A 21,372-nucleotide genomic window follows, 5' to 3' on the forward strand; every position below is an offset into this window, starting at 1 on the left:
GCGCAACTATTTATTATGAATAGTATATCATAGATTTATTATATAATTATTTATATTATAATATGTCAGTGATTAATAATTTACTTTTGATACAAAAAAAGACCCTTCTCATAAAGGGCCTTTTTTGTGCTACGCGTTTTTGTAGCTTTTTTGAAGTTTTCTTTGTAACTTCTGTTGTTTGCGACGAGCTTTTAAAAGTTTTTTGCGTCTTACTTCTGTTGGTTTTTCATAGTAAGCATGCTTTTTAATCTCACGGATTAAACCTTCGCGTTCAATTTTCTTTTTTAAAAGTTTTAATGCCTGGTCAACATTGTCGCCATCAACTCGGACGATTGCATTAACTGCCACTCGGTCCACCTTCTTTCATAGTTTATTTTAGAACAAGTGCTCTTACTTCATCAAAAGTAGAAACAAGCTTAAATTCCATATCATTTCTAACATCTTCTGGAATATCCGTCAAGTCTTTTTCGTTTTCAATAGGGCAGATTACTGTTCTTATGCCTGCACGGTGTGCTGCAAGCACTTTTTCTTTTAAGCCGCCTATTTGCAAGACTTTACCTCTCAATGTGATTTCTCCAGTCATAGCTATTTTGCAGTTTGCTTTTTTTTCTGATACTGCTGATAATATAGCTGTAGCCATTGTTATACCTGCTGATGGGCCGTCTTTTGGCACGGCACCTTCTGGCACATGCAAATGTATATCAAAATCTTTAAATTTATATGCCGGCACTCCTGCATCACTTGCTGTGCTTTTCACCACAGAATATGCAATATTTGCAGATTCTTTCATTACATCACCAAGATGACCTGTTACAATAAGTTTGCCGCTGCCTTCAAAAAGTGCCACTTCTATTTGCAGTAAATCACCGCCATACTGTGTCCATGCAAGCCCTGTTGCAACACCCATCTCTTCATCTTCATATACTCCGCCGATTCTAAATTTCCTTGGTCCCAAATACTGCCTTGTTATTTTATCATCAACTTCTATATGCTCTATGCTTTCATCAGTTACAAGTTTTTTAACACTTTTTCTAATTAGTGATGCAATATTTCTTTCAAGTGAACGAACACCTGCTTCTTTTGTGTAGTATGTTATAAGCTCCATTACAGCATTATCTGTTACTGTGATTTTACCTTCTTCTACATTATGCTCTTTTAATTCCTTAGGTATTAAAAAGCCGCGGGCAATATGCAGTTTTTCCTGCTCAGTATATCCTGAAAGGCGGATAACTTCCATTCTGTCTAAAAGTGGTGCTGGTATTGTTTCCAGTGAGTTTGCTGTTGTAATGAAAAACACTTTTGATAAATCCAGCTCTGTTTCAAGATAATGGTCAGTAAATGTATTATTCTGCTCAGGGTCTAATGCTTCAAGCAGTGCTGAGGCTGGGTCTCCCCTGTAATCTGAGCCTATTTTATCTATTTCATCAAGTAAAAATACAGGGTTCATACTACCTGCTTTTTTCATAGACTGCACAATTTTACCCGGAAGAGCACCAATATATGTTCTTCTATGACCTCTGATTTCTGCTTCATCTCTCACACCGCCCATACTCATACGGACAAATTTTCTACCCATTGCATCTGCAATAGAACGGGCAAGCGATGTTTTACCAACTCCCGGAGGACCAACAAAACAAATAATAGAGCCTTTCATATTATCAGAATATTTTCTTACTGATAAAAACTCTAATATTCTTTCTTTTGGTTTTTCCAAACCGTAATGGTCTTTATTAAGCACTTCTTCAGCATGCTTTATATCTATTATATCTTCAGTTTTAATATTCCATGGCAGGCTGATAATCCAGTCAAGATAGTTACGCACAACTGTAGTTTCAGCACTCATTGGCGGCATAAAACGAAGTTTTTTCAGCTCTTTTTCTGCCCTGTCTTTTACCATTTCAGGCATATCTATTTCTTTTATCTTCTGCTCTATTTCATCAATATCTGCCTTATAGTCATCTTCTTTACCCATCTCTTTTTGGATAGCTTTCATCTGCTCATTTAAGTAATATTCCTTTTGAGACTGACTCATGCGTGCTTTAACTCTGTTTTTTATGCGGTCATCTATTTTTAAAAGCTCTAATTCTGTCTGGATAAGCTCCATAACCTTTTCTGCACGCTCAACAGGGTTATTAATATCTAATACACTTTGAAAATCTTGTGCTTTTACTTTTAAATTAGATGCTATCATAAAAGTAAGCCGTGTTAAATTTTCTGACTGTATTATATTATTAAATAATTCCTGATTAACTCGTTTAGTCTGACCTGCATAAGTTTCAAAGTTTTTAACAAGCATAAATCTAGCAGTATCCATATCTTTACTATCTGCCTGTTCATCTTCTATCAGCTCTACATCAGCAAAAAAACAGTCATCATCAAGATTAAGATTTGTCATTTTTGCTCTTTTTATGCCTTCTATTAATACTTTAACATTGCCATCTGGCAGCGGAAGATTTTGCAGAACTCTTGCAACAACACCTGTTTCATTTAAATCAGCCTGTGCAGGGTTATCTGTTGCTGCATCTTTTTGCAGGGAGAGAAAAAGCCTTTTATCAGTTGTATTTGCAATATGCAGTGCTTTTACTGAACGAGGTCTGCCTACAAAAATAGGCGTAATCATATGAGGAAATACTACAACATCTCGTAAAGGGATAACTGTAAACCGTTCTTTTTGACTCATAAATTTATAACCTTAATTATTTTTATGCAGTTTCCTGCCCATTTTCAGCAGGTTTTGGGATTTCAAAAAAATCTTCATCAAGTTTTTTTTGTTCTGCAATATTTATATTATCTTTACTGTTATCATCAATTCTAACTAATATAGGCTCTGCTTTATCAGTAATAACTTCTTCATTAATGATACATTCTCTTATACTGCCTGCTTCTGATGGTATTTTATACATAACATCAAGCATAGCATCTTCTAATATAGAGCGAAGTCCCCTTGCTCCAGTTTTGCGTTTAATTGCAAGTTTTGCAACAGCATGCAGTGCATTTTCTGTAAAAGTAAGTTTTACATCATCAAAGCCGAGCATAGCTTCATACTGTTTAATAAGTGAGTTGTGCGGCTCAACTAATATACGGACAAGTGCATCTTCATCAAGTTCATCAAGTGCCGCAGTAATAGGCAGCCTGCCTACAAACTCAGGAATAAGACCATATTTAACAAAATCATCTGGCTCAAGCTGTTTTAAAAGCTCCATACGCTTCATATTTTTAGCATTATGAGTATTTTCACCATCAACTGCACCAAAACCAAGAGTTTTTTTGCCGACACGCCTTTTAATAATTTCTTCCATTCCGTCAAATGCTCCACCGCATATAAAAAGAATATTTGTCGTATCAACCTGTATATATTCCTGCTGTGGATGTTTTCTGCCACCCTGTGGTGGAACATTTGCAACTGTGCCTTCTATAATTTTTAAAAGTGCCTGCTGCACACCTTCACCAGATACATCTCTTGTAATAGACGGACTGTCGCCTTTTTTAGATATTTTATCTATTTCATCAATAAATATAATGCCCCGTTCTGCCATTTCTACATTATGGTCAGCATTCTGCAAAAGTTTAAGCACAACATTTTCCACATCTTCCCCTACATACCCTGCTTCTGTTAATGTAGTAGCATCTGCTATTGCAAAAGGCACATTTAAAAGCCTTGCCAGTGTTCTTGCAAGCAGTGTTTTACCTGTTCCTGTTGAGCCTATAAGCAAAATATTGCTTTTTTCAAGCTCCACATTACTTTTTGATGCATACTGTATACGCTTATAATGGTTATAAACAGCAACACTTAATATGCGTTTTGCTTCTTCCTGTCCAATTACATACTCATTTAATTTTTTATGTATTTCTTCAGGTGTTGGAAGCTCGCTGTATTCCTGTGACTGCTTATTATATTTTATATCATCTTGAATAACTTCCAGACATAACTGCACACAGTTATCACAAATATATGTTCCATCCTGCTGCCCTGCTATTAGTTTTTTTGCTTCATCTCTGCCTTTGTTGCAAAAAGAACAGTGGATATCATCATCAAATTTAGACATTATTTCCTCCGGAATATATATAAAAACTAAAAAACTATATCGGTATTTTTTTATAATATATTATCTATTTTCTTATACGGCACTGCTTATGCGCATATTAATATAATAAATACTGTAAATTTTGCAATAAAAGATTACATTTATATACACATTAATATACAGAATATACTGTATTTTAGCAAAAAAGCCACCTATATATGCAGGTGGCTTTATATGTTATATATCACTGTTATTATTAAGCGCGTTTTTCAAATACATTATCAATTAAGCCATATTCTTTTGCTTCTGCACTGCTCATAAAATAATCACGCTCAGTATCAGCAGCAACTTTTTCATAAGGCTGAGAAGTATTATTAGATAAAATTCTATTTAAATGCTCTTTTGTTTTGATAATCTCATTTGTTTGGATAAGAATATCTGTTGCCTGACCTCTGAAACCGCCTGACGGCTGATGTATCATTATGCGGGCATTAGGAACTGCAGAGCGTTTGCCTTTTGCACCTGCTGCAAGTAAAAAGGCACCCATGCTGGCAGCCTGACCTAAGCACATTGTAGCAACATCAGGTTTAATATAATTCATAGTGTCATATATTGCCATACCTGATGTAATAACTCCACCCGGAGAGTTAATGTATAAATATATATCTTTATCAGGGTCATCAGCTTCTAAAAATAAAAGCTGAGCACATATTATATTTGCCACATGGTCGTCAACTTCTGTGCCAAGGAAAATTATTCTGTCTTTTAAAAGGCGGGAATAAATATCATAAGAACGCTCGCCGCCTCTGCCTGTCTGCTCTATAACATAAGGTACATAATAGCTCATCTTAAAAGCTCCCTTGTATATTAATCTGCTGTTTCTTCTTTCTTTTTAGAAGTTCTAGTTTTTTTAGGTTTTTCTTCAGCTTCTGTTTCTGCTTTTTTAGCAGATGTTTTTTTCTTAGTTTTTTCTTCTTTTTTATCGCTTTCAGAATTTTCTGTTGCAGCAGTTTTTGATTTTTCGTATTCTTTTTTAGTCATTTTAGTTTCTTCAGCTTTATTAACACCAGCTAAAAATTTATAAACTTTATCGCCTAAAACATCATTGCGGACAGATTCCATTTGCATTTGTGTTTCAAGCTCTTTTCTGATTTCTTCTACTGTTCTGCCTTGAAGTTCTGAATGGAAAGAAAGAAAATTATTAATATCTTCTTCTTCCACTGCAATATTTTCAAGTTTAGCTACTTCATTAATAACAATAGCCTGTTTTACCTGTTCTTCTGCCTGAGAAATGTATCTTTGAGCCATCATTTCAAAAGAAATACCAACTTGTTCAGGGTTTAAGCCCATTTGATAAAACTGGTTCATTGCATTAAAAGCAAGGCGGTCTGACTGCTCTTTTACAAATGAATATGGCACTTCAAATGGGTTTTCTTTCACAATCTGCTCTAAAATCTGACCAAAAGCTTCTAACTGTGTAGCTTTATCTGCTTCTGTCTGCAAGCCTTTTTTTAGTTTGCTTTTTAAATCATCAAGACCTTTGCTGTTAGGGTCTATATCACGAGCAAAATCATCATTGATTTCTGGCTTAATTTTTTCTTTTATTTCATGAACTGTAACAGTAAAAACAACATCTTGTCCTGCTAATTCTGCATTGTTATATTCTTTAGGGAAAGTAAGGTTTAAATCTTTTGTTTCACCTTTTTTCATACCTATAACACTGTCTTCAAAACCGGGAATAAACTGACCACTGCCAATATTTAAAGAGAAATCTTTTGCAGTGCCGCCTTCAAAAGCAACACCATCTTTTTTTCCTTCAAAATCAATAACTGTTACATCGCCTTTTTGAACTGTATCTCTGTTTTCTACTGGTTCATAAGTCATATCTCTTTCCTGCAAAGAGATAAGAGCATCTTCAATATCAGCATCACTGATTTCTACAGTAACTTTTTTAAAGTTAAAATCTTTATATTTGTTAAGCTCAACTTTTGGGAAAACATCAACTTTTGCAGTAAAAGTAATAGGCTTGTTTTCTTCAAACACTACATCAGATATATGAGCCTGAGATATTGGCATTATATTATTAGATGTTAATGCATCCTGCACTGCTTCATTTATAACTTTTTCAATAGCCTGTGATTTAATTTGATGGGAAAACTGTTTTCTAGCAATTTCTCTAGGTGCTTTACCTGGGCGGAAACCGTGTATTTTTGCTTTTGGAAGCAGTGTGTCCAGCTCTTTATCTGCTGCTGTTTCAAAAACTTCATAAGGTATTTCTACCAAAAGCTCTTTTTGGGAACGCTCTGCATCATTAACTTGAACTTTCATAAGGACTCCTTAAAATAAATATAAAGTAATATATGTATTATTGAATGTTAGAAACAAAAGCGGGTGACGGGACTCGAACCCGCGACCTCAACCTTGGCAAGGTCACGCTCTACCAGCTGAGCTACACCCGCTTATATGCAAGAAATGACTAAATTGTGTATGCGGATGAAGGGACTCGAACCCCCACGCCGAAGACACTAGATCCTAAGTCTAGCGCGTCTACCAATTCCGCCACATCCGCGTAATTTTAATAAGGGTGGATGACGGGGCTTGAACCCGCGACAACAGGAGCCACAATCCTGGACTCTACCAACTGAGCTACATCCACCATATTATTCTCATTAGAGTTAAGGTTTATAATACTTTTTTTTATCATTGTCAAGTAAAAATTTTTTAAATTATGTAATAAAATATATTTATGGCTTTCAATCTGTTTTATCAAACAATATTTTTAATTTTTATAAATTTAAAAATAATACTTGACATTCCCCCCCCCATGATAAAATGAGCCTGTCGACAAAAAGAAGCTTCTTGATAAAATTAATGGAGTTTATCATGAAAAAACTGTTTTTTTTAATACTGCCCCTTATTTTGCTGGGCTGCGGTGAAGATAATTCAAATGATAAAGTTTTATCACCTTTAACACCAGCTTCTGTTATTAATGTTTACCCTGCTTCTTATGATTTTGTCACAGTAAAAGCTGGTGAAACTAAAAAAACTACATCTTTTACTGTTAATACTGACGGTTTTGTAACAAGCCGCTGTAATGTTGAGAGTGATATATTAGGTCTTAATATTGATGATGCAAAAAATACGCTAGAAACAATGTATCAAAATCAGATAACATCAGGTCAGTTTTCCCTTTCTTTTACTCCAATGTGTAAAGGAAATATAAGTGGTGAGCTTTTTATAGTTACAGATACTTTTGGTGGTGCAGATGTGAGAATACCAATTAATGCTGTTGTAACAGATGATGCAAATATATTACCTAAATGCAGCAGTGAAAACCCTGTTATTACTGTTACTTCATCACCTGAAAATATCATAAAAACTGGTGAAATTAAAGAATTAGGCACTCAAAAATATATTGATTTTGATACAGCTGGAACTAATAACATAACAATTACTGCAGTATCAGACACTTATTTATCAGGTGGTTATTCAAGCACATCAACAGGCGGCACTTTTAATTCAACAGTTACACGGTGGGAATTAAAAGATAACAAGGTATCTGCAAAAGCTGAAATTATATTTAACCCTGTTTTATGTTCAGGTCCTGCATCTGATAGAATTATTGTAAATGGACTTGATGGAACAAGCAAATATACATACCTGTATATTACAGGAACAGGAACAGCAGCTGATGGCACAGCATGCAGCAATAGATATCCGCTTCAAACAAATTAAGTTATCAATTTTATTAGATTATGATATGCGGCAGTTTTATTCTGCCGCATTTTTTACATATTAAAATAACTCTTTTAAAAATTACAGTTTTATTATATAACCTAAAAATATTATATTTTTAAAATACTATATCTTTAAGGTTATTTTATGAATAAAGAATTAATGTATAATTTTATAAATAAATGGTATGGGCAGGTTTTGCTTACTCTTTTATCTGCTTTGCTTTTAATAATTTCCACAGCAGGTTTTGGATTTTCTTTTACCGTATTTTTTGCTTTTATTCCACTTTTATTTGCATTGGATGCAGAAAAAAGCCACTCTGTAATTTGCGGCTGGCTGGCTGGATTTTTATACTGGTCTATATGTCTTTCATGGATGATGATAACTTTTGGATATTTTGGCGGTGCACCACTGCCTGCTTCATTTGGTTTATTAATGTTTATAGCAGTATCTGGCGGCTTTTTATTTTTTGTTCCATTTACTTATACAGCTGCTAAAATCAGTAAAAATCCAATTATATTATCTCTTATTTTTGTTATGCTTGAAGCGGTTAAAGGCAAAGTTTTTTTTGGCGGCGTGCCTTGGCTTAATCTTGCTCAGTCTCAGTATAAAAATACATTAATAGTGCAGAGTGTTTCAGTATTTGGGGAATATGGGCTTTCTTTTATTATTATGCTTATTAATTTCTTTTTATACTACATTATAAAAGATTATAAAAATAAAAAAAATTATTATATGCTTGCAGCAGCGGTTATTATTATGTATCTTCCCGGGATATACAGGACCATAAACCCTATACCTTATACAGAAACTAAAAAGATTGCTGTTGTGCAGCCAGCATACCAGCAGGAAATTAAATGGGATAATAATTACAGAATACAAATAATCAGCGAAGTCAACAGCCTTGTATTACATGCTTATAATGCTGGCGTAGATTTGATAGTGCTGCCAGAAAGCTCATACCCTGCAAAAGTGCTTACTACTGAGATGATAATGTCTGTGCTTAATAAAGTATCTGAAAAAACACCAGTTATTTTTGGAGCAGATAGAAGAATAGATATAGATAATAAAAGCAGACTTTTTAATACTATGGTGCTGATTGATAATAAATCACTTTCTTACTATGATAAACGCCACCTGACACCTTTTGGAGAATATTTTCCATTTGAAAAACTTCTTGCACCAGTAAAAGAATTTTTCTTTGGTCCGGGCGATATGTTCAGCCCCGGAGAAAAAGCCGCAGTGCTTGCTTCATCTGATAATGGAATTTATGCTGCACCTGTTATATGTTTTGAAAGTGCATTTTCATCTCTTACAGGCGAGCCTGTCCGAATGGGAGCTAATGTGCTTGTAATCATATCCAATGATACATGGTTTGGCAAAAATCAAGGCAGGATACAGCATTTAGCAGTGGATACTATCCGTGCAGTAGAATATGGCAGAAGTGTTGCAAGAGCAACACAGGACGGAATAAGTGCTTTTATTATGCCTGATGGAAAAATACCATTAAAAGAAGACAGACAGATACCTGCAATATTGATATATGATGTGCCTGTAACTAATTTTATGACATTTTACAGCCTAGCGGGCAATATTTGGATTGCAATTCTTATAACATTGCTTTATTATCAAATAAAAAGAAAAAGGGAAATTTAGATGGATAATAAATATATTCTGATAAGCCTGAATTACTTTGAAATATCAATTGTAACATTAGTTTTATTATACACTTTTTTAAATACTGAAAAAAAGTATTTTACTAAAATAATAGTTTCTGCTATTAATAAGTTAATACTATGGCTTAGAAGTATTGTTAAAAATAAAAAATATAATCAAGACAATAAGTCTGATGATATGGAGGAAAAATAATGGGAAGCATAGGACCATGGCAGGTTATTATAATACTATTAGTAGTAGTATTACTTTTCGGAGCTAAAAAACTCCCACAAATTGGCAAAGGTATGGGTGAAGCTCTTAGAAATTTTAAAAAATCTGTTAATGATATTGACGATGCAACAGATATTACTCCTATTGCATCAAAAAGAAATGAAGATATTTCTAAAACTGCAAACAGCTCTGAAGAAAAAAAAGACGCTTAGTCTTATATAAACACAACATACTTTTTGTATAATAAAGGCTTAAAAGTTTAATACTCAAAGCCTTTATGTGTTTTTTTATCATTATGAATAAAATTTATTTTGGAAAATATATTGAGCTTGAAAAGCCTTCCCTTATCCATTTACTTAATCCATTAAACAAGCTGATTATTATATCTATTTCAGCAGCACTTATTTTTTATTTTGGCAGGAATATTTATTCTTATGCTTTTATGTCGTTTATGTGGTTTATATTGATATTCTTATCAGGCAGGATTTTTAGACAGGCTTTTTCTGCAATTAAATCATTTAAGATGTTATATATATTTATTTTTGTTACAATGCTTTTTTTTGGTGAAAATGGCAGCTTTTCTATATATTTCACAAAAGAAGCAATGTATAATGCCCTATTATCCACTTATCAGTTTGTGCTGATAGTTGCTTATTCCTGCATGCTGACACTTACTACTTCCCCATCAGAAATAGCTAAAACTTTATATATTTTTATTAAACCTTTTAAAATATTTAAAGTAAATGTGGAAAATACGGGGCTTTCTATGCTTATAGCCGTCAGGTTTATTCCACTGATTTTTGAAGAAGCATCTAAAATTATTACTGCTCAAAAATTAAGAGGGCTTTGGATAGATAATAAATCATTTAAATATAAGATTAAGTTTATTTTTAATATGGATTCATTTATTATTCCACTTTTTGTGCGTGTTTTTCACTATGCAGAGCAGCTTTCCATTACTGCACTATATAGAAATAATATAGATAATGTTTTAAAATTTGATAAAATGAATACCAGAGATGTATGCTTTCTTGCATGCTTTATTATTTTTACAGGTGCTTTTTATGCAGCAGCAGAATATTTATTATAAAGCATGCCTTTGTTCCTACTGCGGTGATAACTATAACGGCTGGCAGCGACAGAAAAATGCAACAGGCGTGCAGAATATTATAGAAAATATACTCTCTCAACTTTATGGCATCAAAATACTTATAGCAGGAAGTGGAAGAACGGATACAGGTGTCCATGCTTATGGGCAGGTATTTAATTTTGCAGCAGCAAAATATTTTGATAATAATACATTAATGCGGGCTTTAAACAGCCTGCTGCCAAAAGATATTGCAGTGCTTGAAATTACAGATGTTACAAAAGATTTTCATGCAGGCAAGTCTATAAAATCTAAAACTTATGAATATAAGATAATAAATATGCCTGTCCATAACCCATTTATGATAAACCGTGCTTTATGGATAAGAAACCATATTGACAGAAAATATTTAGAAGATACACTTGCTTTTTTTAAAGGCACCTGCGATTTTCAGTCATTTTGTGTGAAAAAGACAAAAAAAGCAAATACTATCCGCACAATTAATTATATAAAACTGATAACTGATAATGAGAATATATCCATACTTATTAATGCAGATGGTTTTCTACATAATATGGTGCGGATTATTACAGGGACAGCCTTAAAAATAGTAAAAGATAACCTAAATCCTGAAAATATACTTACAATTATGGAGCAGAAAGATAGAAGAATGGCAGGTCCTACTGCTCCAGCTTATGCTCTTTATCAAAAAGAAGCATTTTATAATAATGATAATATAGCAGGTCTTAAAGGTATCCCTGCAAAGTATTTAATTTAAAGCCCAAAAAATAAGGCTGCACCACCTGCCATACCTGCCTGATTTTTTAACACAGAACTCTCTATTTTTACCCTGCCTTTATATGCTGGAAAAATAATTTTATTAAATTCTTCTTCCATAGCTGATGTATAATATACTGCAAGCTCAGAAAGTCCGCCGCCAAACTTTATTTTTTCAGGACAGAAAAGAGCAGCAATATTTGCAAATGCCCCTGCAAGCAGTCTGCCATACTGGTCAAATGCTTTTAATGCATTAGTATCACCAGTAGATGCCAGCTCACCTAACTGCACGGGAGTAATATCATTTCCTGTAATATTTTTATATATCTCTTTTAAGCCGCCTGTAGAGCAGTATTCATCTAAACAGCCACATCTGCCGCATCCACACTGCCTGCCATGCAAATCAATAGAAATATGACCTATTTCAAACAACGAAATATGTGACTGTAAAAGTTTTCCGTTTAATATTAAACCACCACCAAAGCCTGAGCCTAATGTGCAAAACACCATATTTTTTACTGATTTTTTATCACCAAAAACATATTCGCCATAAGCTGCTAAATTTGCATCATTTTCTGCCATTACTTTTATATTAAATATATCTTCTAAATCTTTTTTTATGTGTTTTCCATTTAATATATTCAGATTAGGTGCAAATATTTCATCATTTTCTATATCATAGCCACCCGGAAGTGCTGCCACAATACCTGCTGGCTTTTCAGATAAGTCTACCATAATGCTTTTTACTGCATCTATAAAGCCAGAGTATGATTCTTCTTTTATAATTGTCCGTTTTTCTTCACTTATAATGCCTGTAATATCTACAAGCCCACTTTTTATTGATGATGCACCTATATCTAGTGATAATATTTTTGCCATAATGTTAACCTGCCTTATATAAAAACTATCATAATAATATTTTTTATGATATTATATCATAAAAGTAAACAAAAAAAGGATTTTTATGAAAAAATCAGTTGAGCAGTATTATAAAAAAATAGATGAATTTATTTTAAATAATGCTGATGCTAAAAAGATAGAGAATATTAAAATATATCTTAAAAATCAGGCACAGACTATATATGGAATCCCAATGAAAAGATTAAAATCCTTATTTTTAAAGCACTTATCCGAATTTGATAAACTTGAATCTGAATATACTTACAGCCTTATAAATCAGCTTTTTATGTCAAAAGCATTTGAAAAGCAGATTATAGCCTGTATGCTTTTAAAAAGATATTATTATAAATTTGAAGAAAAAAATATTGTATACATTATAAAAGATTATATATTAAATAATATTATCATTAACTGGGCAGTTGCAGACCAGATAGCAACTAATACTTTTAGCAAGTTTAATGATAAATCATTTCTGCATGAATTTTCCACAAGTTTTCATTATCTTTTAAGGCGGTGCAGTGTAGCTGTATTTGCAGAAATGCACCTTACAGATAAAGATATGGATATGCTTATCATTAATATTAAAGAACTTTTGCAGGAAAAAGATGAATATGTTATGCGTGCAGCAGGCTGGGCATGCAGAAATATTTTTAATTATAATGAAAGTAAATACTTTGAATTTATAAATGAAAACTGCCACCTTATGCCTAGAATAATGCTTAGAAATGCGATAGAATTTTTAGATGAAGATATAAGAGTAAATATTTTAGTTTCATCAAAAGAAAAAAGGCACAGAATGATACTGAGTCTGAAAGGCGAAGTATCTTAATAAATTTATATTAAAAAATACATCCCTGTATTTTTTAAATTACACTCTGCCGAAACAAGTTCGGCTATCGCTCACTAAAGACGGCTCATCCTGAGCCTGCTACCATTGCTTACTGAGTCTGAAAGGCGAAGTATCTTAATAAATTTATATTAAAAAATACATCCCTGTATTTTTTAAATTACACTCTGCCGAAACAAGTTCGGCTATCGCTCACTAAAGACGGCTCATCCTGAGCCTGCTACCGTGTCTTACTGATCTTGATTTTTTAAGCGAAGTATCTAAAAAGCTGGATAGTTTTAAATATATTATGCACTTCTGTAATATACATAATTTAGATTTTTCAACTTTTAAGACTTTAAAATGACACATATGACAAAATCTTTGGATAAGTCCAAAATTTTATAAGTAAGCAGCAGGAAATAAATATTGGCAGATATAATATCAGATAAAACAAACTAATACAAACTGCCAGCTTATTAAGATATTATCATATAATTATACTATTTAAAATTTATGAATAATTCTAATATTAAGAAAGAGGTGCTTTAAACTCAAAAGTAAACCTTAATCCGTTTTCTATACGCTCTACTTTTGATTTGCCATGATGTCTTTCAACTATTGTGCCGGCTATTACTATGCCCCAGTAGTCAAAACTTTGAGAAAGCATAGTATGTTTCCATGGGCTGAACATACTCTCTATGATATAATCAGGAGCTTCTACACCTTCTAAATCTATAAACAGAGTGAAAAAATCATTGTTTGCTGAAAGTTTTATTTTAAAATGGAGTGGCTGGCAGTTAGAAAAATAACGGATATTGTCTTTTAAAATATAGCATACTGCTAATTTTAAAAACATCTTGTTACCTAATATATGAAATGGTCTGCTTTCTGATAAATCATATTCTAATTCATAACTGTCAGTAATTTTATAAAGATAAACTGTAAAATTCCTGTCAACATTCTTCTCAGCCAAAGATATAACAAGCTGGCTCATAAATTCGTTTATATCAACATTTTCTGTCAGTTTAAATGATATTGCATGAGTATAATCATTATATCCTGAAATTATTTCTTCAATTAAAAGCAGTTTATTATCTACAATCTTCCATAAGTTATGTATATGAGCATCAGACTCAGTTTTTGCTTTTATCTGCCTGATAAAGCCGCCTGCAGCTGTTAAAGCATTCATTACATTATGGGACAAATGGCGAGAAAAACCAGCAACGATAGACTGCTCTTCTATTTTACGCATTTGCAGTATTTTTGTTATTTTAGTAGTTATATCATCAAAAATAATTTCAAAATTATAGCTGTCATCACTTAGTGCAATAACATGACCTGCAATACTTATGCTTTCCCCTTTTTTATTTATCAGTTTGCCTGAAAAATTAGAATCAGAGCCCTGCAATGCAGCTCCCATACACCGTTTAACTTCTATTGCTGTATTTTCATCAAATATTTTAAATATATTTTCTTCTATTAAAAACTCACCATCTTGATATACTTTTGCAAACTTTCTATTGTAAAAGAAAATGTTACCAGTTAAATCTATCTCTACAATGCTCTCAGGTGACGCATTTAATATATGTTCCATTTTATTCATGAAATAGCCAATACGCTGCAAGCCACCTTCTTTTTCTATATATTGAGAATATTTACCAGCTACTTTTGTCATAAAAAAAGTATCAAGGCTTGCATGAACTGCTGTTTTTATAAAATTTATATCATTTGAGCTGTCTATAAAATAGCTGCCGTTGTGTGGATTTTTATCTTTTACAATAATGACAAAGCAAGATGGAGAATATTCATCAGGAAATTCTGTAACAATAGCATGTGCTTCATTTTTACTGCACAGCTTAAAATTATCGTTTAATTCTTTAGCAACACCTTCATAATGTGGAAGGTTTACATAAACATGTCTCACTATATTCTCCCCAAAAGTCTTTTATGCTAGCATTATAATGCTTTATTGTCAAGCAGCTTATAAACTAGCCACAAAGAAAACTCTCAAAATATATTGTAACAACAGCATCCGTTTTTAAAACATTATTCATCTTTGCTTTCAAATCACGCTTTATGTATGCCATAATAGATGGTCTGTCAATATCTGTAACAGGATAATTTTTCATAATATTTCTGATTTCATTAACAGTTTGTGCTGTAATATTTTCTATAGCTTTTGCATCTTTTTTATTATGGGCTTCAAATACAATATCTATTTTAAAATATCGGGGAGTATCTGTTTCACGAATTTTATAAGCATCACAGTATATATTTTTTATGCGGACATAATAAAGCTTATTATTTTTTTTCTCACTTCTAACCCTATACATATCATAAATAGCAGGTTCCTGTTTTTTTACAACAGCTTTTGAAAAATTTGTCCGTTTAAGGTCTACCCTGCCATAAAGTTTCCAAATAATTAAAGCAGCGGCAGTCAACACTAAAAGCCATATAACTAATTTTACTAATTTTTTGTATGTTGTGTCTTTTCTTTCTTTACTCATATAAAATAATATCATATTATTTTACTTTATTAAAGAGATAATTATCAGGGAGCATAAATTGAATATATATTTTATCACATTTGGCTGTAAAGTAAATGCAGGAGAAAACCAGTATTATTTATCACAGCTTATAGAACAGGGATTTACAGAAGCCTTATCTATACAGGATGCAGATATAGCAGTTATAAACACATGTGCAGTAACAGAAACTGCTGCTAAAAAATCAGCCCGTTATATAGAAAAATTAAAAAAAGAGCATAAAGATTTAAAAATAATAGTTACAGGCTGCTTAACTGAAGAAAAAGGTGCAGCACTTAAAGAATATGGTGCAGATATTATTGTAACTAACGGCTCAAAAAGTGAGCTTGTAAATCATATTATAAATTTAACTGATGGTTATGTTAAAGCAGCTCGTGGCAGTTTTGCAGGGGGAGCACTGCTTTCTCATACCAGTTCTAAAACAAGAGCATTTTTTAAGATACAGGACGGCTGTGATGCCTGCTGCACATACTGCATTATACCAGAGCTTAGGGGCAGCCCAAAAAGTATGCCAAAAGATGAAGTTATAAGCGGATTTAAAAAACTTTTATCACTTGGATATAAAGAAATAGTGCTTGTAGGTATCCATATAGGTCTTTACGGCAAAGATTTAGGACTAAATATCACTGATATATTAGAAGAACTTGTAAAAATAGAAGGCGATTTCCGCATAAGGCTTACAAGTATTGAAATTAATGAAATAGATGACAAGCTGCTATACTTAATAAAGGATAACAGGAAAATATGCCCGCATCTGCATATACCATTACAAAGCGGATGTGATAAAATATTATCTCTGATGGGTAGAAAATATAAGAAAGATGACTATATAAAAATTATAAAAAAATCAAAAGATATTATACCTAATGTAACAATAGGCTCAGATATTATTGCAGGATTTCCTGAAGAATTAGATGATGATTTTAATGATACACTTATAACTCTTAAAACTACAGGCACAGAATTTTATCATGCCTTTCCATATTCTGAAAGAAAGGGAACTGTGGCAGAAAGTATGCAAAATAAAGTAGATGTTAAAACAAGAGAAGAAAGAGCCGCAGTTTTAAGAAAACATGGACAGATAAGCCTTATGAATTTATATAATAAGTCTATAGGTAAAATATACAGAGTGTTATCAGAAAAGGGAAATAAAGGCCATACAGAAAACTATATGCTTATCCACTATGATAAAAATATAGGGCCAAATCAGTTTATAAATGTGCTGGTTAAAAAGGTAGAAAATGGTAAACTTTATGGTGAAGTTGTGGAAAACAGCATTATATAGAAATTTAAGCAAAATAGTATCCACTCTTTACTTTTTTAATTTTTAGTATTAATATGCAGTTTAAATTTATTTTTAAGCTAACGAGGATAAAATAATGGGAAAAAATCTTTTTCAAAAAGTATGGGAAAAGCATGTTGCAGGCACTCTTGCAAGTGGTCAGTCTCAGCTGTTTATAGACCTGCACTTACTTCACGAAGTAACAAGTCCGCAGGCTTTTGCTATGATTAGAGAACTTGGCTTAACTGTAGCACATCCAGAAAGAACTTTTGCTACACATGATCATATTATACCAACAGATGATACTGCCCGCCCTTTTAAAGACAGCTTAGCTGAAGAAATGATGGCAGCTATTGAAAAAAATACTTCTGATTTTGGAATACAGCTTTTTGGTGTAAAAAATAACAGATATGGTGTTATACATATTGTAGGACCAGAAGAAGGGCTTACTCAGCCCGGCATGACTGTTGCATGTGGTGACAGCCATACTGCCACTCATGGTGCTTTTGGTGCTGTTGCTTTTGGTGTAGGCACATCGCAGGTAAGGGATATTTTAGCTACTCAAACTATGAGTATTGCTCCATTTAAAGTCCGCAGAGTAGAATTAAATGGTGAAATAAATAAAGGTGTATATTCAAAAGATTTGATTTTAACAGTTATTGCCAAACTTGGTGTAAATGGCGGCTTAGGCTATGCTTATGAATTTGCAGGCACCGCTGTTGATAAAATGAGTATGGAAGCCCGCATGACTATCTGCAATATGGCTATTGAAGGTGGTGCAAGGGTTGGCTATATGAACCCAGATGAAACTACTTTTGCATACTTAAAAGGCAGGCCTTATGCTCCACAGGGGGCAGCATGGGATAAAGCTGTAAATTACTGGAAAAGCACTGCAAGCGATAAAGATGCTCATTATGATGATATTATAAAATTTGATGTTAATACAATAACACCTATGGTTACATGGGGTATTACTCCAGAAATGGCGATAGGTATAGATGAAAAAATACCAGAGCCAGCTACAGATATAATGAAAGAAGCTCTTGAATATATGAAATTTAAAGCAGGCACACCTATTAAAGGCACAAAAATAGATGTTGCATTTATAGGCAGCTGCACAAATGGAAGAATAGAAGATTTTAGAATAGCTGCTGAAATATTAAAAGGTAAAAAAGTTGCTAAATCTGTTAAAGCACTTGCTGTTCCGGGCTCTGTTATTGTAAAAGAACAGGCAGAAAAAGAAGGTATTGATATTATATTTAAAGAAGCAGGTTTTGAGTGGCGAGAGCCGGGCTGTTCTATGTGCCTTGCTATGAACCCAGATAAACTTGTAGGCGACCAAATATCTGCATCTACTTCTAATAGAAACTTTAAAGGCAGACAAGGCTCATCAACAGGCAGAACTTTGCTTTTAAGCCCTGCAATGGTGGCTGCTGCTGCAATTGAAGGTGCTGTAACTGATGTTAGAGATATGATATAAGGGGTATAAAAATGACTGGAAATATTAAAGAAATAAAAGGCAAAGCAATGCCTATGATAGGCGATGATATAGATACAGACAGGATTATTCCTGCAAGATTTTTACGCTGTGTTACTTTTGATGGACTTGGGGAGCAGGCTTTTAGAGATGAAAGATTTGATGCACATGGCAGCCCTGTTGTTGACCACCCTATGAATAAAGCAGAATATAAAGGTGCGAAAATCATATTAAGCGGCAATAATTTTGGCTGCGGCTCATCAAGAGAACATGCTCCACAGGCTATTAAAAGAGCAGGTTATGAAGCAGTGATTGCTGAAAGTTTTGCAGAAATCTTTTATGGAAATTCATCAGTATTAGGGCTTGTATGTATTACTATGCCAAAAGCAGAAATTAGTGAATTTGCTTCTTATATTGAGAAAAATCCTGATACAGAAGTTATTATAGATATTGAAAAAGCAGAAATTAAAGCAGGTGATAAAATATATAAAGCAGGTATTAAACCAGCACTGCAAAAAAGTCTGCTTGACGGAACTTATGATACAATCTATGAACTTATGAAAAATAAAGATAAAATAGAAGAAATGGATAAAAATCTGCCGCCAAAATGCTTTAATTAGTCTGTGATATATGGAGAAATATATGAAACAATTATTTATGGTTTTAACAGTGTTATTGTTACTTGCCCTGCCTTCTTATGCAACTGCTGAAAAATGTGATTATACATTGACTGATAAAGAAATTGAAAAAGAATTAAATAATTTACTAGAAGGTGGAATATATAAAGATACAACAGCATCTGGTGTCTTTTGTGTTGCACTAGAAGATTTAATTAAATTACAATTTAAACTAAAAGATGGCAAAATAAATGGTGGAATGAAAATTGCACTTTATTATGAAAAAGATAAACCAATGATTGAAACATATATCAGCGATTACAGTTTATTTAGTGAAGATTTTTATGAAATGTTTAATGATGGTTTACCTGATTTTGAAGTTTTAAAAAATAAAAAATTAGATATAACAAATAAAGTATATTATGAAAATGGTAATATTAATATGAATTGTGCTGTAAAAAATGGTATTGGTGATTGCACTTCATATAAAGAAAATGGAGCAATGGATATATACAGACCTATTAAAAATTACCAATTCAATGGAACTGCTGAAGTTTATAGCGAAAATGGAAGGCTCTGGGCTACATTACATTACAATAACGGTCATTTAATATCTGCTGAATGTATAAACGATAGAAAAAATGGCAAAAAATGGACAAAAGCCGAAATATCAAACTGGGAAAATGGGCTGGAAGTTAGTTGCAACTATTTTTAATAAAATAAACAGGGTTGTTTTAACAGCCCTTTTTTTATGCTTACACATACTAATTTCTAAATAATTTTTATATTTTATTATACAGGATTTTTTGGATTTATCCAAAAATTTTGTGCAGCCAGTCATTTTGAGCCTGATTTTAAAGGCGAAAAATCTAAATGATATATATTAAAGTATTGTATAAGATATTAAATTATCATATGTAGATACCCCGCCTTATCACTCTCAGGATGACAAGGAAAGGGACAGGAAGTCCCATCTGAAAGTAAGCAACGGGAGCATTTACTGCAACCATGCAATGACATATTTGAAAATAACGGATATAAATTATTAATCTGAAAACCTTTCTTTTAATGTTTTACACATTATATTATCATTATTATAAAACTTACATCCAAAATCATTTTTTGATGCACAGAGTGTATCATTTACCATAACATAATCTGCAATATTCTCATCTTCTAAATATGAAAATGCATCATCTTTTTCTGCATTTTTTATAAAATCAATACATTTATTTAATGTATTTTCAAGCAGATATTCAGGATTAGTGCAGCCGCTTACAAAAAGAGTACTTTCTTCATAAAATTCTTCTGGATATTCCTGCTCCATTGCTGCCAGATTTGATAAATTTTCTGCATATTTATCATCAAGCATTATAAACTGCATATAAATTTTTACTAAATATACATTTTTCAATGCTTTAATTGATTTATATTTATAAAGATTATTTAAATATGTCTGCTGATAGTCATCAAGTATATATTTATCTTTATATATTTCCCACTGAGCAAACTGCTCTATATTTTCATAAAGTCCTGAATTTATGCTGTATAAAACATAGCTTTTATATGATTTATCAATAAGATTATATCTGATTTTATTATCTTCTTCTGAAAGATTTAATGTATCTATTATTTTTTGAATATTATTTAAAAATGATAACTGCCTTTTATATTCCTGCATACCCTGCTGGTGATTATAGTATGGCTCTTTATATTCCTTTAAGTAATTATTTACATCTATATTTTCATTATAAAGGCTTTTAAGCGGGATAGAATATAGTTTTATATATTCAAGAAAAGATTTTGCAAAAGCAGCACTTGTCATATTATCCTGTTTTTCATAAAGACTTGCTGTAGAAAGTGATGAAAGCAAATCCATTTTGGCACTAAAACGAAAGGCATTGTAATCTTCAATATTATATTTTTCAAATGCCTTAATATCTGTAATATTATCCATAATCTGCTCTGATAACATATCTATCATCATAAGATGATTTTTATAATTATTATACACTGCTTCATCATTTTGGAAATGTTTTAAAGATACTTCATCAACAAGTGGCTTTAATTTGCTGACTAATTCTGCAATATCTGATGTTTTTTCTGTTTTTGATACTGCACTGTTTTTGTCTTCACTTTGCTTTTGGATTAAAATAACAGCAAGTATTACTGCAAAAGCACTTATTAAAGCTAAAATATATTTCATCATT

General features: G+C 32.4%; 20 protein-coding genes and 3 tRNA genes. 11 read left to right on the plus strand and 12 right to left on the minus strand.

Translation table 11 applies throughout. The annotated features are described in order from the left end of the window. Positions 1 to 129: 129 nt before the first annotated feature. From rpsU to N508_RS06260, 8 genes are all read right to left on the minus strand, one after another. Entirely contained in the window at positions 130 to 348 is a 219-nt protein-coding gene (gene rpsU / locus N508_RS06225) for a 30S ribosomal protein S21 (RefSeq protein ID WP_023275544.1), read from the minus strand. A 22-nt stretch (positions 349 to 370) separates the two neighbouring features. After that, the gene (gene lon / locus N508_RS06230) at positions 371 to 2,680 is read right to left on the minus strand and encodes an endopeptidase La (RefSeq protein ID WP_023275545.1); all 2,310 of its coding nucleotides are present in this window, start codon (positions 2,678 to 2,680) and stop codon (positions 371 to 373) included. A 22-nt stretch (positions 2,681 to 2,702) separates the two neighbouring features. Then, positions 2,703 to 4,046 (minus strand): ATP-dependent Clp protease ATP-binding subunit ClpX, encoded by a 1,344-nt coding sequence (clpX, locus tag N508_RS06235; protein WP_023275546.1) that lies wholly within the window; start codon positions 4,044 to 4,046, stop codon positions 2,703 to 2,705. 235 nt (positions 4,047 to 4,281) lie between these two features. After that, positions 4,282 to 4,872, minus strand: coding sequence for an ATP-dependent Clp endopeptidase proteolytic subunit ClpP (clpP, locus tag N508_RS06240; protein ID WP_023275547.1), 591 nt, complete (start codon positions 4,870 to 4,872; stop codon positions 4,282 to 4,284). Positions 4,873 to 4,892: 20 nt separating this feature from the next. Then, complete coding sequence (gene tig / locus N508_RS06245; RefSeq protein WP_023275548.1) at positions 4,893 to 6,353, minus strand: trigger factor; 1,461 nt, start codon at positions 6,351 to 6,353, stop codon at positions 4,893 to 4,895. 58 nt (positions 6,354 to 6,411) lie between these two features. Further along, positions 6,412 to 6,484 (minus strand) — tRNA-Gly (locus tag N508_RS06250). Between the two features lie 29 nt (positions 6,485 to 6,513). Next, positions 6,514 to 6,594, minus strand: a tRNA-Leu gene (locus N508_RS06255). Between the two features lie 14 nt (positions 6,595 to 6,608). Then, positions 6,609 to 6,681, minus strand: a tRNA-His gene (locus N508_RS06260). Positions 6,682 to 6,908: 227 nt separating this feature from the next. Between N508_RS06260 and N508_RS06265 the strand changes: the two genes are divergently transcribed. The 6 genes from N508_RS06265 to truA all read left to right on the plus strand — a co-directional run bounded on the left by N508_RS06265 (position 6,909) and on the right by truA (position 11,512). Next, positions 6,909 to 7,760: a hypothetical protein gene (locus N508_RS06265; RefSeq protein ID WP_023275549.1), complete on the plus strand. Its 852-nt coding sequence runs from the start codon at positions 6,909 to 6,911 to the stop codon at positions 7,758 to 7,760. Positions 7,761 to 7,907: 147 nt separating this feature from the next. Next, on the plus strand, positions 7,908 to 9,416 hold the full coding sequence (gene lnt / locus N508_RS06270; RefSeq protein WP_023275550.1) for an apolipoprotein N-acyltransferase: 1,509 nt from the start codon (positions 7,908 to 7,910) through the stop codon (positions 9,414 to 9,416). Continuing rightward, a complete protein-coding gene (locus N508_RS06275; protein ID WP_023275551.1) occupies positions 9,417 to 9,629 on the plus strand; it encodes a hypothetical protein in 213 nt (70 codons plus the stop codon). It begins immediately after the preceding gene. Then, positions 9,629 to 9,859, plus strand: a complete 231-nt coding sequence (locus N508_RS06280) for a twin-arginine translocase TatA/TatE family subunit (RefSeq protein ID WP_023275552.1) — start codon at positions 9,629 to 9,631, stop codon at positions 9,857 to 9,859. The genes N508_RS06275 and N508_RS06280 overlap by 1 nt, the downstream gene beginning before the upstream one ends. Before the next feature lie 83 nt (positions 9,860 to 9,942). Continuing rightward, complete coding sequence (locus tag N508_RS06285; protein WP_040636526.1) at positions 9,943 to 10,737, plus strand: energy-coupling factor transporter transmembrane component T family protein; 795 nt, start codon at positions 9,943 to 9,945, stop codon at positions 10,735 to 10,737. After that, positions 10,712 to 11,512: a tRNA pseudouridine(38-40) synthase TruA gene (gene truA, locus N508_RS06290; RefSeq protein WP_023275554.1), complete on the plus strand. Its 801-nt coding sequence runs from the start codon at positions 10,712 to 10,714 to the stop codon at positions 11,510 to 11,512. Before N508_RS06285 ends, truA begins: the two co-directional genes overlap by 26 nt. Here truA and N508_RS06295 read toward each other — a convergent pair. After that, a complete protein-coding gene (locus tag N508_RS06295) occupies positions 11,509 to 12,390 on the minus strand; it encodes an ROK family protein (RefSeq protein WP_023275555.1) in 882 nt (293 codons plus the stop codon). The two genes, truA and N508_RS06295, sit on opposite strands and share 4 nt — an antisense overlap. An 85-nt stretch (positions 12,391 to 12,475) precedes the next feature. Here N508_RS06295 and N508_RS06300 point away from each other — a divergent pair, with 85 nt between their 5' ends. Beyond that, the gene (locus N508_RS06300; RefSeq protein WP_023275556.1) at positions 12,476 to 13,240 is read left to right on the plus strand and encodes a DNA alkylation repair protein; all 765 of its coding nucleotides are present in this window, start codon (positions 12,476 to 12,478) and stop codon (positions 13,238 to 13,240) included. Between the two features lie 529 nt (positions 13,241 to 13,769). Here the strand turns inward: N508_RS06300 and N508_RS06305 are convergent. Both N508_RS06305 and N508_RS06310 read right to left on the minus strand, forming a co-directional pair. Next, positions 13,770 to 15,164, minus strand: a complete 1,395-nt coding sequence (locus N508_RS06305; protein WP_023275557.1) for a PAS domain S-box protein — start codon at positions 15,162 to 15,164, stop codon at positions 13,770 to 13,772. Between the two features lie 64 nt (positions 15,165 to 15,228). Further along, positions 15,229 to 15,747, minus strand: coding sequence for a flagellar basal body-associated FliL family protein (locus tag N508_RS06310; RefSeq protein WP_023275558.1), 519 nt, complete (start codon positions 15,745 to 15,747; stop codon positions 15,229 to 15,231). A 58-nt stretch (positions 15,748 to 15,805) separates the two neighbouring features. Here N508_RS06310 and mtaB point away from each other — a divergent pair, with 58 nt between their 5' ends. The 4 genes from mtaB (at position 15,806) to N508_RS06330 (ending at position 19,877) form a co-directional block, all read left to right on the plus strand. Further along, positions 15,806 to 17,071, plus strand: a complete 1,266-nt coding sequence (mtaB, locus tag N508_RS06315) for a tRNA (N(6)-L-threonylcarbamoyladenosine(37)-C(2))-methylthiotransferase MtaB (RefSeq protein ID WP_023275559.1) — start codon at positions 15,806 to 15,808, stop codon at positions 17,069 to 17,071. A gap of 94 nt (positions 17,072 to 17,165) precedes the next feature. Next, positions 17,166 to 18,548 (plus strand): 3-isopropylmalate dehydratase large subunit, encoded by a 1,383-nt coding sequence (gene leuC / locus N508_RS06320; protein WP_023275560.1) that lies wholly within the window; start codon positions 17,166 to 17,168, stop codon positions 18,546 to 18,548. Between the two features lie 11 nt (positions 18,549 to 18,559). Further along, complete coding sequence (gene leuD, locus N508_RS06325; RefSeq protein WP_023275561.1) at positions 18,560 to 19,165, plus strand: 3-isopropylmalate dehydratase small subunit; 606 nt, start codon at positions 18,560 to 18,562, stop codon at positions 19,163 to 19,165. Positions 19,166 to 19,187: 22 nt separating this feature from the next. After that, complete coding sequence (locus N508_RS06330) at positions 19,188 to 19,877, plus strand: toxin-antitoxin system YwqK family antitoxin (protein WP_023275562.1); 690 nt, start codon at positions 19,188 to 19,190, stop codon at positions 19,875 to 19,877. A gap of 330 nt (positions 19,878 to 20,207) precedes the next feature. Here the strand turns inward: N508_RS06330 and N508_RS06335 are convergent, their stop codons facing one another. After that, positions 20,208 to 21,371, minus strand: coding sequence for a hypothetical protein (locus tag N508_RS06335; RefSeq protein ID WP_023275563.1), 1,164 nt, complete (start codon positions 21,369 to 21,371; stop codon positions 20,208 to 20,210). Position 21,372 lies beyond the last annotated feature (1 nt).

Origin of the sequence: Mucispirillum schaedleri ASF457 (assembly GCF_000487995.2) — a bacterium.
Classification (GTDB): Bacteria; Chrysiogenota; Deferribacteres; order Deferribacterales; family Mucispirillaceae; genus Mucispirillum; species Mucispirillum schaedleri.

Excerpts from the sequence above, each read along its gene's own strand:
- N508_RS06300 (WP_023275556.1), top strand. The coding sequence starts at position 12,476 with ATGAAAAAATCAGTTGAGCAGTATTATAAAAAAATAGATGAATTTATT.
- leuD (WP_023275561.1), top strand. The coding sequence starts at position 18,560 with ATGACTGGAAATATTAAAGAAATAAAAGGCAAAGCAATGCCTATGATA.
- truA (WP_023275554.1), top strand. The coding sequence starts at position 10,712 with ATGCAGCAGCAGAATATTTATTATAAAGCATGCCTTTGTTCCTACTGC.
- clpP (WP_023275547.1), bottom strand. The coding sequence starts at position 4,872 with ATGAGCTATTATGTACCTTATGTTATAGAGCAGACAGGCAGAGGCGGC.
- N508_RS06265 (WP_023275549.1), top strand. The coding sequence starts at position 6,909 with ATGAAAAAACTGTTTTTTTTAATACTGCCCCTTATTTTGCTGGGCTGC.
- lon (WP_023275545.1), bottom strand. The coding sequence starts at position 2,680 with ATGAGTCAAAAAGAACGGTTTACAGTTATCCCTTTACGAGATGTTGTA.
- tig (WP_023275548.1), bottom strand. The coding sequence starts at position 6,353 with ATGAAAGTTCAAGTTAATGATGCAGAGCGTTCCCAAAAAGAGCTTTTG.
- lnt (WP_023275550.1), top strand. The coding sequence starts at position 7,908 with ATGAATAAAGAATTAATGTATAATTTTATAAATAAATGGTATGGGCAG.
- leuC (WP_023275560.1), top strand. The coding sequence starts at position 17,166 with ATGGGAAAAAATCTTTTTCAAAAAGTATGGGAAAAGCATGTTGCAGGC.
- N508_RS06335 (WP_023275563.1), bottom strand. The coding sequence starts at position 21,371 with ATGATGAAATATATTTTAGCTTTAATAAGTGCTTTTGCAGTAATACTT.
- N508_RS06285 (WP_040636526.1), top strand. The coding sequence starts at position 9,943 with ATGAATAAAATTTATTTTGGAAAATATATTGAGCTTGAAAAGCCTTCC.
- clpX (WP_023275546.1), bottom strand. The coding sequence starts at position 4,046 with ATGTCTAAATTTGATGATGATATCCACTGTTCTTTTTGCAACAAAGGC.
- N508_RS06310 (WP_023275558.1), bottom strand. The coding sequence starts at position 15,747 with ATGAGTAAAGAAAGAAAAGACACAACATACAAAAAATTAGTAAAATTA.
- N508_RS06330 (WP_023275562.1), top strand. The coding sequence starts at position 19,188 with ATGAAACAATTATTTATGGTTTTAACAGTGTTATTGTTACTTGCCCTG.
- N508_RS06275 (WP_023275551.1), top strand. The coding sequence starts at position 9,417 with ATGGATAATAAATATATTCTGATAAGCCTGAATTACTTTGAAATATCA.
- N508_RS06295 (WP_023275555.1), bottom strand. The coding sequence starts at position 12,390 with ATGGCAAAAATATTATCACTAGATATAGGTGCATCATCAATAAAAAGT.
- N508_RS06280 (WP_023275552.1), top strand. The coding sequence starts at position 9,629 with ATGGGAAGCATAGGACCATGGCAGGTTATTATAATACTATTAGTAGTA.